At 41.8% G+C, this 11,741-nt stretch carries 9 protein-coding genes and 2 pseudogenes; all 11 read left to right on the top strand.

Annotated elements, in window-relative coordinates; translation table 11 throughout:
• Window positions 1-433, top strand: a pseudogene (locus CSQ79_RS09915) (NAD(P)-dependent oxidoreductase); the annotation flags it as partial.
• Window positions 434-993: 560 nt separating this feature from the next.
• Window positions 994-1,833, top strand: a complete 840-nt coding sequence (locus tag CSQ79_RS09910; protein ID WP_099701014.1) for a 2OG-Fe(II) oxygenase family protein — start codon at window positions 994-996, stop codon at window positions 1,831-1,833.
• A gap of 72 nt (window positions 1,834-1,905) precedes the next feature.
• Complete coding sequence (locus CSQ79_RS09905; protein ID WP_099701013.1) at window positions 1,906-2,898, top strand: KpsF/GutQ family sugar-phosphate isomerase; 993 nt, start codon at window positions 1,906-1,908, stop codon at window positions 2,896-2,898.
• Window positions 2,899-3,061: 163 nt separating this feature from the next.
• On the top strand, window positions 3,062-4,081 hold the full coding sequence (locus CSQ79_RS09900; protein WP_143755447.1) for a glycoside hydrolase 5 family protein: 1,020 nt from the start codon (window positions 3,062-3,064) through the stop codon (window positions 4,079-4,081).
• A gap of 205 nt (window positions 4,082-4,286) precedes the next feature.
• Complete coding sequence (kdsB, locus tag CSQ79_RS09895; protein WP_099701011.1) at window positions 4,287-5,021, top strand: 3-deoxy-manno-octulosonate cytidylyltransferase; 735 nt, start codon at window positions 4,287-4,289, stop codon at window positions 5,019-5,021.
• A 22-nt stretch (window positions 5,022-5,043) separates the two neighbouring features.
• A complete protein-coding gene (locus CSQ79_RS09890; RefSeq protein ID WP_099701010.1) occupies window positions 5,044-5,790 on the top strand; it encodes an acyltransferase in 747 nt (248 codons plus the stop codon).
• 65 nt (window positions 5,791-5,855) lie between these two features.
• A pseudogene (locus CSQ79_RS28855) lies at window positions 5,856-5,978 on the top strand (glycosyltransferase family 2 protein); the annotation flags it as partial.
• A 134-nt stretch (window positions 5,979-6,112) separates the two neighbouring features.
• Window positions 6,113-7,783 carry an FAD-dependent oxidoreductase gene (locus CSQ79_RS09880; RefSeq protein WP_099701009.1) on the top strand — a complete coding sequence of 557 codons (1,671 nt, stop codon included), beginning with the start codon at window positions 6,113-6,115 and terminating at the stop codon, window positions 7,781-7,783.
• Window positions 7,784-8,249: 466 nt separating this feature from the next.
• On the top strand, window positions 8,250-9,341 hold the full coding sequence (locus CSQ79_RS09875) for a hypothetical protein (RefSeq protein ID WP_099701008.1): 1,092 nt from the start codon (window positions 8,250-8,252) through the stop codon (window positions 9,339-9,341).
• Window positions 9,342-9,535: 194 nt separating this feature from the next.
• Window positions 9,536-10,783, top strand: a complete 1,248-nt coding sequence (locus CSQ79_RS09870) for a glycosyltransferase family 4 protein (RefSeq protein ID WP_099701007.1) — start codon at window positions 9,536-9,538, stop codon at window positions 10,781-10,783.
• A 119-nt stretch (window positions 10,784-10,902) separates the two neighbouring features.
• On the top strand, window positions 10,903-11,739 hold the full coding sequence (gene kdsA / locus CSQ79_RS09865) for a 3-deoxy-8-phosphooctulonate synthase (protein ID WP_099701006.1): 837 nt from the start codon (window positions 10,903-10,905) through the stop codon (window positions 11,737-11,739).
• Window positions 11,740-11,741: the final 2 nt, after the last annotated feature.

Below are 11,741 nucleotides of genomic sequence, written 5' to 3'. Positions count from 1 at the left end.
CCATTATCTCAATTTGTACAAGTTAGGTGAAGGTCCACTGTATAGCTTCTATACTCCTTATCACTTATGTCATTTTGAGGTGCCGCTGTCTGTGGCGCGGGCGGTGTTGTTTGGCGATCGCGTGCTTTCTCCACTAGCCGGTCCAGTGGTTGAGGTGGTCACTACTGCTAAGATTGACTTGAAGGCGGGTGAAGTGCTTGATGGCATTGGCGAGTATATGACTTATGGGCAGTGTGAGAATGCGCCTGTTGTGCAGGCACAACGATTGTTGCCGATGGGCTTGGCTGAGGGTTGTCGTTTGAAGCGCGATTTACCTAAGGATGCTGTGCTGACTTATGATGATGTTGAACTTCCTCATGGTCGTCTTTGCGATCAACTCCGCCGCGAACAAGATGCTCACTTCGCTTCTCGTCTTCCTCTCGGTGTTGGTTAAGCACAAATAACAAATTCTAGGCGAATAAATTCGCTACTAGATAAACAAAGTCCACCTCCGTGGACTTACGGGTAAGGCATGCCTTACCCTCATAAATCTATCAATCATAGTGTGCGGAGGCACACTTCGTTTGAGTAGCCCCGACTTCAGTCGCAGGGCATTATTGAGGCAAGCAAGTTAAGAACATTGCACCCTAACAGTGTTCTTGACTTTTTTAACACTTTTGCAAATGGGAAGGCTTAAAGAAACTTCTAGCAAAAGTAGATTTTGGGCAAGTGAGAGAACGGGCAATCAAGATTAGTTTGGTGAACAAGAGCTGAGCAGTGAAAACATATGAAAGCAATTAGTCGTAATTATTTGAGAATTAGCTAAGAGCTAACTGCTCTAGTTCAATTGAATTCACATTGAAATAAAAGTAATTACCTTTCTCCATTTAAGTTCGGAACTAAAACATATAAAGGTGTTATTGCGACATGGTTCATATCTACGACACTAGAAGATTTCTGGCTTTCCTAGTTGCGTATTTTCGCATTTTACCCTTACTTTTGTAGAGCCAGAAAATGAGAACCCTGTTATCCAAAGTACAAGCTAGCGACGTTATTGCTGAACCATTTCCTCACATTGTTGTTAAAGATGCTCTAGATGAGGATCTATGTGCAAAATTAATGGCAGAATATCCATCAATTGATACCTTAAAGCAGAGTAAAGATAATGTGCCAACAACAACTTCTAGTAATGTCAGATTTCATTACATTGCAGAAGACACTTTCAATGATGAACAAATAAGTCCTCTATGGAAAGATTTTATCCAACTTCACTCATCAAACCTATTTTTTCAGCAGTTTATCGAGATATTTAAAGATCATATTCTTCAGTTGTATCCTAATTTTGAACAAGACTATGGCTCCTTTGATTCACTTACTTCCGGAGTCAGAAAAATTGATACCTTTGACAACGCAGATGTGTTATTGGATGCACTGATTTGTGTAAACACTCCTGTAACCATTCGTCCAACTTCGGTAAGAAGTGCGCATATTGATTTCGCCGATAAGCTATTTGCTGGTTTATTTTATCTACGCGATCCAAAAGATGATTCTACAGGAGGAAACTTACAACTTTATAAGTTTAAAAATGGTAAGATTCAAGGATTTAGAAGCAATGCTTTGACTGGTTATGCTGTTGAAGCTTGTAAAGCAATTAAGTATGAGCGCAATGTACTTGTATTGTTCTTAAATTCAATTTATGCAGTACATGGAGTTACTATACGTTCATTGACAGAGCACCCAAGATATTTTGTGAACTTGGTTGGAGAAGTGAAAAAGCCCTTATTTGATAACTCAAAATATCAAGAGGCTAATCACATTAAATATTGGAGAAAAATCAAACAACTTATTAGTTGAGCTAAATAATTTAGTTCACAGCACATTTTGTCATTAAAAATAATAGTTAGCTTGCGAGCAGGGAGCAACAATATGCAATGTATTGACAATAAAACTTATGTTTTACAAGTTGTAGAACTGCTCAAGTTAGAAGCAGAAGCAATTACTAAAGCAGCAAATCGCTTGCAATCGGAACACGTCGAAAAGGCAGTTGAGATATTAGCCAATTGTCGGGGCAAAGTGGTGTTAGCTGGTGTTGGCAAGTCAGGAATTGTGGCACGTAAAATTGCTGCAACTTTGACAAGTACTGGAACACTAGCTGTCTATTTGCATCCTGCCGATGCGCTACATGGCGATTTGGGAATCGTCACATCAGATGATGTTGCGATGGTTTTAAGTAACAGCGGTGAAACTGATGAGCTTGTTGTCATGTTACCGCACCTCAAAGCTCGACAAGTGCCTATTATTGCTTTAGTAGGCAATCTGCGCTCTACCTTAGCTCGTAATGCTGATGTTGTGATGGATGCTGCTGTAGATAAAGAAGCGTGTCCTTTCAATCTTGCACCAACGACGAGTACAACTGTTGCTTTGTCTATTGGAGATGCGCTGGCGATGACTCTGATGCAAGTCAAAGGGTTAACGCCCGAAGATTTTGCTGTGAACCACCCTGCAGGACGCTTGGGTAAGCGCTTGACATTGCGAGTGCGAGACTTAATGCACAGTGGGGTCGAAAATCCCACTGTGTCGCCTCAAGCTTCTTGGATTGAAGTATTAACGACAATTAGTAAGGGTGGTTTGGGAGCCGTTAATGTAGTAGATGAGTTGGGTCACTTACTCGGAATTATTACAGATGGAGATTTGCGGCGCTTGTTGCAAAAAGCTCAACACAAAGATTTGGAATCGTTTAATGCGATCGCAATCATGACCGCAAATCCGGTTGTGGTTTCTCCAGAATTACTTGCCTTTCATGCGCTGGAATTGATGGAAAATCGACCATCACAAATTTCGATTTTACCTGTTGTAGATGGGCAACAGCATTGTATCGGTTTGATTCGACTGCACGATATTGTGCGGTGCGGAATTTAATGTATACAGAGGTCGGAGGGCGCTGGCGCAGACCTTCGGTTCAGGGGTCGGGGTTCAGAGTTAAAAGAAAACAGGGGTAGGGTAAGCCTTGCCTGTTGGAGCAATGATTCTAAGGCTATATTGACCAATGCCATAACACAATCACAAAAAGCACAATAAAACTATGCGACGTCCTCTAATAAGCACTTTGCTGGTAGTGGGCAGTAGTATGCTGTTCGTGCTACCACCATCTGTCACATATGCACAATCTCCAAGGGTTGCTCCAGAAGCCGTAACAAACCTCAAAGCGTCAAGAGAAACTCGTGTCGGAATTGCTGGCGATAAGTTCACAATTAATGGTCAGCCAACTTTTCTATTAGGTGTGAGTTATTTTGATGCAGTTCACTGGCGTGAATCTGATTTAGATCGCTTAGCAGAATATAACTTTAACCTGATCCGCGTGTTCTTAGATTGGAGAAATCGCGGCTTTTTTGATGAAGAAGGCAATTTAACAAAATCAGAAGAACTCTTGGCGCTGGTTCGTGCTGCTAACGACAGAGGTATTGTTGTTGATGTGACAATTACAGGGTATAGCGAAATTCCCCGCGATAGAGCAGTTCAAGCTGCTGTGAGAGCATTGCGCAATGAACCCAATGTGATTTTTGACTTGCAAAATGAACATAACTTAGGAGGGGAAGCTGCACTTTCGCACTCGGATATTCGCCAGCTTTACTTCATTGCTAAAGCTGAGAATGCACGCGCTATCATTTTTACTTCTAACTATGCTGCGTGGATGCGAGGAAACACGCTTAACCCTGATGTTTTGACGCAGGAGGTCAAAACTGGTATTGATGTCATAGCGCCACACTTTACACGTAATTCGAGATGGTATGGCGACACAGGAACTCGTGTTGCTCAAACTAAGGAACATCTCCGCAGCATTAATAGCAATCGTCCTGTTTATGTACAGGAGGATCATCGTAATGGTTGGCGCGGTGGAGACTTTACTAAAGAGCAGTTTTTGCAAGCTGCACAAGAAGCAAAAACTAATGGTGCTGCTGGCTGGGTATTTCACACCGATGCGGGATTTTCTTTAATCGATCGGGAATTTTTCGCTGAGTTAGATGCAACTGAACGTCAGGTAATACGGGAATTAGGTTCTGCAATTTCTAACTCAACTGCGTATAACACGCCTATCGACTGAAGTCGCGGCTATAGAAGCGAAGTCCACCTTCGTGGACTATGAAATCACTCTAGTATTGGAAACCTCTGCACTTCTGCTTCTTCGTTTATGTATGTATAGCAATTGAACTATCTTAACCCTGATCCCTGACCTCTGAACCGAAGGTCTGCGCCAGCGCCCTCTGACCTCTGCTATTCCTACAACACATTACTATTTCGGAGTCATTATGGAAATCTTGGCTGTCATTCCTGCACGTTACGACTCGCAACGCTTCCCTGGTAAACCTTTAGTGATGATTAAAGATCGTCCTATGGTGCAGTGGGTTTATGAAGCCGCTCAAAGTTGTCCAGCTTTTAGTAAAGTTGTTGTTGCCACAGATAGCGAACTCGTAGCAAATTGCGTGCGAGAATTTGGTGGCGCAGTAGAAATGACCAGCAGTGCTCATCAAACGGGTACAGATCGCGTTGCTGAAGTTGCTCAAAGATATCCGCAGATGCAAGCGATCGCCAATGTTCAAGGAGATCAACCTTTTGTCACGGCTGAAATGCTGATGCAATTGGTTTCTCCTTATTTGGAAGGCAAAGCACCGGATATGACAACGTTGGCTTGCCCGTTAGATCAAGAAACAGATTACTTTAACCCGAATGCAGTAAAAGTGCTGTGCGATCGCAACAATCGCGCCCTTTACTTCTCGCGTGCTCCCATTCCCTACTTCCGTAACCAAGGTGCGGTTCCGGTGTTTCACCATCTCGGACTTTATGCTTTTCGACGGGACTTTTTAGCTGACTACGCTCAGCTGACTCCGACACCATTAGAACAGTGTGAAGGTTTAGAACAATTGCGAGTTTTAGAGCACGGATACTCCATTATTGTCTGCCAAACTCAAAAAGCTGTGCTTGAAATCAATACTCCTGCTGATTTACTACAAGCGAAGTCCTTATTTGCCAAAAGCATAGTTTAATCATCATTTTATAAGTTCTGTTATGGCATCTTCCTCAAGTCAGCATATTTGGACTCGTGCTTCCAAGTCACACACAGGTGATATACCGAGTGTTGGCTCACTTTGGACGCGCTTTTGGATGAAGTTTGCTTGGTCTGGCTATTTTGGGCATTTTGCTACTCGCCTCGCGACTTGGACTGCTCCGCCCTATAGACAACGCCGTCGTTTAGCTCGTTACCATCCCAAAGGCTACGTAGCACCTAGTGCCAGTATTTATCATGCGGATGTGCAACTGGGTACTAATGTTTTCATTGGCGATCGCGTCACAATTTATCAGGACGACGGTACAGGTTCTGTAGAGATAGGAAATCGCGTCCGCATTCATCAAGATGTTTGTATAGAAACTGGTGCTGGCGGTAGCATCAAGATTGGGGCAGATACAGGCATTCAACCTCGCTGTCAGTTTTCCGCTTACAAAGGATCAATTCACATTGGTTGTGGTGTGATGATTGCACCAAATTGTGCCTTTTATCCTTACGATCATGGCATTGCACCTCATGAACCGATCAAGAATCAGCCGTTGCAAGCTAAAGGTGGCATCACGATTGATGATGATGCTTGGTTAGGCTACGGAGTCATTGTTTTAGATGGAGTTCATATTGGTAAAGGAGCCGTGATTGGTGCAGGTGCTGTTGTGACTAAAGATATTCCCGATGGTGCGATCGCTGTGGGATCGCCTGCACGTGTTATTAATACGCGCAGTAATCTCGTTAAAAACAATGTTGCATAAACTTTAGATGACTCATCAGTAAGTGAGTGCAGCTCTTTACCATTGAACGGGCAAAACGTAAAGAGATGAACAGTTTACTCACAATTGCTATCCCAACATTCAATCGCGCACACTTATTAGATCAGCAGTTAGCCTGGCTAGCTAACTCTATTAGAGGCTTTAAATCTGATTATGAAATTATCATTTCAGTTATCTGAAATGTGGTCATTTGCTGGCAGCAAGAAAAACAAGCACCTGCTTTGGTTAGTGCTGGATACGAAAACAAGGTTGTTGCGGCAATTACCAATGCCGACGCTAACTGAGTTAAGAGGAGACTCGTTACATGTTAATTGATGCACGCACAATACCCACAGACGAGATTATTAAAACTGAAGTTTGCATTATCGGTGCTGGACCAGCAGGAATTACACTAGCACGTGAACTTATAGGACAGAACTTTCGAGTTTGTCTGCTAGAGAGTGGACAAACCGAGCCGCCCGATGAAGACCTTCAGTCTTTATGCAAGGGCGAAATTATTGATGAACTCTATCAAGATCTGAGCCTGTCGCTCTGTCGTCAGTTTGGTGGTGCCGCCAACTTCTGGCACAATAGCGTTAGGCTTTTGCCGCTGGACAAAATAGATTTTGAAAAACGAGATGGGCTGCCATATAGTGGTTGGCCCTTTAGCAAGTCTCACCTCGATCCGTTTTACGAACGCGCCCAACATCTTTGTAGATTGAGACCTTTTGCTTATGATGCTGAAGATTGGGAAGATGAGCAAACTCCTCGACTGCCCTTCACTGGAAGCCGAATAGCCACTACCACGTATCAGTTCTCCCCCCGTAAGATTTTCACCCACGAACTTCGTAGTGAAATCAGGCGGTCTGAAAATATTACCACCTACCTCAATGCCAACGTGGTGGAGATTGAAACTGATGATATAGCTAAAACTGTAACTCGCGTCCGAGTAGCTTGTTTTCAGGGGAATGGATTTTGGGTTAAGGCAAAAGTATTTATTTTGGCTACGGGTGGTATTGAAAATGTCCGGTTATTGCTGCTATCTAACAAGACTCAAAATGTCGGTTTAGGCAATCAACACGATTTGGTTGGCAGGTTTTTTATGGAACATCCAGTTGTTCGTCTGGGGATGTTTATTCCTTCAGAGCGACAGATTTTTAATTCAGCAGGTTTATACGATATCCGCTGGACGAACAACATACCGGTAATGGGAAAACTGTCTCTGACTGAAGAAGTAATGCGCCGTCAGCAGTTACTGAATAGTTATTTGCTCCTTGTTCCCAAATCTATCTATGAGTCACCAGCCATTAAGTCACTTAAAGTCTTGCTGTCGTCAATCCGCCATGCAAAGGTACCAAAGGATTTGCTCCAACATTTGAACAATGCAATTGGCGGCATTGACGAGATCGTGACACGCATCTACAGACGCGCTTCTAACGTGAAAGAATTTCCTTACGATATCAGTCACGGTGGTTGGTCGCACTGCCAAGGTAATGAAAAGAGATTTAGAGCATTCCAGGTATGGTCTGTTACAGAGCAGCCACCTAATCCAGACATTCGAGTCATGCTTAGCGATGAACGCGATCGCCTTGGTTTAAGGAAAATCCAGCCGCTCCGCTGGCATTGGAGCGACCTAGAAATCCATAGCCTCCAGCAGGTACAGGAAATTCTCAGAGAAGAGATTGAGCACGCTGGGCTAGGTCAGTTTCAATCATTGGTTACGCTGGATCGACGTAAACCAAAGTGTGTCGGCGGAAGACATCATATGGGAACAACACGCATGCATATCGATCCGAAGCAGGGCGTTGTCGATGAAAACTGCCGAGTTCATGGAGTCTCCAATTTGTTCATTACAGGTAGTTCTGTTTTTCCGACGGGAGGTGCCGCTAATCCCACTCTTACCATCATTGCGCTGGCAATTCGACTGGCGGATCGCGTGAAAACAGTTATGGCATCAACAGTTATGGCATCAGATGCAGTAGCAATGTATAGATAGTAAGCCGTTGTACGTCTAACAAGGACTAAGCATATGAGAATAGAAAACCTCAGGTCAGACAAAAACGGAAATTTGGCACGAGTTACAGCGACGGTAATTTGGGAAGATTGCGATCGCCCAAGGCTTATAAGGATGGCTTGCTCAGATACGGGCTTGAAAATTCAGTAGTTAACATCAACAAGAATGTTGAGCGAATAAATTCACACCTAAATAGAAAAAGTCCACCAATTTAGAGTTATGAGTTATGAGTTATGAGTGTTGAGTTTAAGAGAGCCGTGAAGTGTTGAGTTTAAGAAATTCTAATGCTTTGCCACGCTACGCGAAAAATTCAAAACTCTCTTAATTCAAAACTCAAAATGTGCTAAGGCACCGCTACGCTAACAAAACTCAAAACTATGCCTGAGTAGCCCCGACTTCAGTTGTAGGGAACTTTTCCATAATTCACGAACACAAGTGTAGTTTAACAATGCTGCTAACTCAAAATGTCATTGATAACTCTGGTACTGAAGCATTACCACCTATTTATTTTTATATTGCTCAAGAGCATTGGCCGGAAAACTTTTCACCCGACAATACTGATCTAGAATGGATTGATCAGCACTGGCAACTTTTTAATCCTGGGATATTTGCTTGTACTTTACAAACTTATCTCCGCTTAAAAGCAGATGGATTTCCTTGTCAGCTAACTGGCAAAATGCCAACTGAAGGCATCGTTATTGCATATCACAAATCTATTTTTTGGCAGAAGTGGAAACCTGACTCTAAAGTGATGTTGGTGTGTATTGTAGCCGATCGCTCGCGGCGACACCCTTGGGCACATTTTCATATTGTCCTTAATCCTCAAGAGTTACTTTCTCAAGACGGTTACTCAATTAACAATAGCTACTACATTCCTCATTGGGCACCCCAACCAGGTTTAATTCCTCGCGATCCTGCACGTGGCGATCGCTTTGAAAATATCACTTTCTTTGGTCGCGAACAAAACTTAGCACCAGAACTGAAACACCCATCTTGGGCTGAACAAGTGCAAGCGTTGGGTTTGCGTTGGCAAATCGCCGGTGAAGACTCTTGGAACAACTATAGTGATGTTGATGCTGTTGTTGCTGTGCGCAGCTTTGATAACCAAGACCATACGGTCAGACCTGCTTTGAAGTTATATAATGCATGGCATGCTGGTGTACCAGCAATTCTTGGTCGCGAATCTGCTTTTCAAGCAGAGCGCAGAAACGAGTTAGATTACTTAGAGGCGACTTCACCAACTCAGTTGCTAGCTATGCTACAACGACTCCGAGATGACGTAGCATTTCGTCGTGCTATGGTCGATAATGGTCAACTACGGGCTAGAGAAACGCAACATTATATCCTGTTGAACAGCTGGCGTTGTTTTTTGATGGGTACAGTCGTTCCCGCTTACAAACATTGGTGTGATGCCCCATCTTTAGTACAACAAGCATTTCAGGTTAAAGGTAGACTCGCTGATTCTTTAGAGCGCGTTACCCGCCGAATGCCAAAACTAAATTTTACGCAATCTCCATCTAAAGTTTTGACAAAAGTTTGAATGCACAGCTATTTTTAGCTAGCCTTGACTCTTATTAGAAGGCATCTACAAATTTGTGCAGGGAGTTTATAATAGCCAACGGCGATCGCAGCACATATTCATATTAAGTTTTACTCAATATCCATAGCTAAATCTTTGTTCTCAAAGACTATGGGTATCTAACATCGAGCATCTACATCAGGGGAGCTAAAGATATGAAAACGATACTACTCGCTACAGATCGCAAATTTTGGCGTCAAGAGCAAGGCTCAGCAAAAAGAATTTCTGACTTGTATCAGTACTTAGTCCGAAAAAAGTTCGATGTTTCTGTATTTTTTATTGGCAAGCTGACAAACACAGAGATTGATTTAATTAAACTTGCTTACGACCATGAGTTCAAAGTCTTTAATAAAAGCTGTGGTTTTTTGAGTATTGATTGCAATACTACTACTCAGTCTGATATTTTAAGAAAAGGGAAAATTCTTTTTAAGAAAAAAGTAAGATCGTTGAAGAATCTTTTTTTTAAAAAATCTTTAAAAATTCAAAATAGGCAAAATCAAAAAATAGAACTTATTAATTTTTTTAGTCAAGAACATCAAGAATACTTTCGTAGTGTATGTCAAGAATTAAATCCAGAAGCAATTATTGTTGAATATATTAGACTTGCCTATTTAGTCAAAGACATTAATAAAGTTGAAACACGACCATTAACTTTGATCGATACACATGATGTAGTGTATCAAAGATATGAAAAGTTTCGAGCGAATGGAGAATCAGAAATAAAAATTACAGCAGAAGAGGAAAAACAGCTATTAAGTCTCTTTGATGTTATACTAGCAATTCAAAATAAAGATAAAGAAACTTTTAAGAAAATGCTACCTGAGCATCATGTTATTCAGGTAGGACATCCTAGTCAACCTCAAAAACATGAGTTTTTAAATAAATCACCGATTAATATTACTTATGTTGCTGGACCTAATGCTTCTAATAAAAAAGCGATCGCCCACTTTCTCAAGAAGGTATGGGTTAAGCTTATAGAAAAATTTAAGTACAAGATTAAGTTACACATAGTAGGAAGAATTTGCGAAGAATTAACTGATGTTGAAATTCCTGCTAATGTCCAACTAACTGGTTGGACTAATGACCTAGAAAGTGTATATAAAGAAGCAGATATTGTCATCAACCCAGTATATTTTGGCACAGGGCTTAAAATAAAAAACGTTGAAGCTTTATGTCATAGCAAACCTTTAGTAACTACGACAGTTGGTGCCGAAGGATTAGAACACGGAATTAATGAGGCATTTTTAGTCAGCGATAGTCCGAAAGATGCATTGGAGCAGATATCGACACTTATTGAAAATGAAGAAATAAGAAAGAATTTTTCAGACAAAGCTTATGCTTTCGCTTGTCAAAACTTGGCTGAAGATAAGGTGTATCGAGAGCTTTATCAAGTTTTAAAGTAAAGTGGGTAATGGGTAATGGGTAACAGGTAATAGATATTATTCTTGGTGCGTTTCCAATGACCAATGACCAATTACCAGCCTTGATGTTATGTTTATTTGCAACAAAAGTGTATTAACAAATGATTCAAACTCAAATTACAAACAATATTTCAATTGGTGACAACTGTCCCCTTACTTTGATTGGTGGTCCTTGTGTGATTGAATCTGGGGACTTTACGCTATTTATGGCAGAACAGATTGCCAAGGTGTGCGATCGCTTGGGGATTTCGTTCATCTTTAAATCTTCGTTTGATAAAGCTAACCGTACCTCAATCAATTCTTTTCGAGGACAAAATTTAGAAACTGGACTGCAAATCTTGCAACGAGTGAAAGAAGAAGTTGGAGTTCCGGTTCTTACAGATATTCACGAAAGTTATCAAGCTGCAATTGTCGCAGAAGTTGTGGATGTTTTGCAAATTCCGGCTTTTTTATGTCGCCAAACTGATTTATTACTCGCTGCTGCGGCGACAGGTAAAGTTGTCAACGTGAAAAAAGGACAATTTTTAGGTCCTTGGGATATGAAAAATGTTGTGCGCAAACTCGAGTCAGGCGGAACCAAGCGAATTCTGTTAACTGAACGCGGGACAAGTTTCGGCTACAACACCTTAGTTGTCGATTTTCGTTCTTTACCACAAATGCGTGAGTTTGGCTATCCTGTTGTGTTTGATGCAACCCACAGCGTACAAATGCCAGGAGGACAAGGTGATAAATCAGGAGGACAGCGCCAGTTTGTGCCATACTTAGCCCGTGCTGCTGCTGCGATTGGCATCGATGCATTATTTATGGAAGTTCATGAAAATCCTGATAATGCACCGAGTGATGGTCCGAATATGATTCCTTTAGCTGAACTAGAATCTGTTCTCAAGCAAGTACTCAACGTGCGTAATAGTTTGCAAGCTGTCCCCACAACTGTGTAATT

Source organism: Gloeocapsopsis sp. IPPAS B-1203, from assembly GCF_002749975.1.
Lineage (GTDB): Bacteria > Cyanobacteriota > Cyanobacteriia > Cyanobacteriales > Chroococcidiopsidaceae > Gloeocapsopsis.
The sequence above is the reverse complement of the archived record's forward strand: the minus strand, read 5'-3'. Positions and strand labels throughout refer to the sequence as shown.

Coding starts and splice junctions, on each gene's coding strand:
- CSQ79_RS09910 (WP_099701014.1), top strand. CDS start 994: ATGAGAACCCTGTTATCCAAAGTACAAGCTAGCGACGTTATTGCTGAA.
- CSQ79_RS09905 (WP_099701013.1), top strand. CDS start 1,906: ATGCAATGTATTGACAATAAAACTTATGTTTTACAAGTTGTAGAACTG.
- CSQ79_RS09900 (WP_143755447.1), top strand. CDS start 3,062: ATGCGACGTCCTCTAATAAGCACTTTGCTGGTAGTGGGCAGTAGTATG.
- kdsB (WP_099701011.1), top strand. CDS start 4,287: ATGGAAATCTTGGCTGTCATTCCTGCACGTTACGACTCGCAACGCTTC.
- CSQ79_RS09890 (WP_099701010.1), top strand. CDS start 5,044: ATGGCATCTTCCTCAAGTCAGCATATTTGGACTCGTGCTTCCAAGTCA.
- CSQ79_RS09880 (WP_099701009.1), top strand. CDS start 6,113: ATGTTAATTGATGCACGCACAATACCCACAGACGAGATTATTAAAACT.
- CSQ79_RS09875 (WP_099701008.1), top strand. CDS start 8,250: ATGCTGCTAACTCAAAATGTCATTGATAACTCTGGTACTGAAGCATTA.
- CSQ79_RS09870 (WP_099701007.1), top strand. CDS start 9,536: ATGAAAACGATACTACTCGCTACAGATCGCAAATTTTGGCGTCAAGAG.
- kdsA (WP_099701006.1), top strand. CDS start 10,903: ATGATTCAAACTCAAATTACAAACAATATTTCAATTGGTGACAACTGT.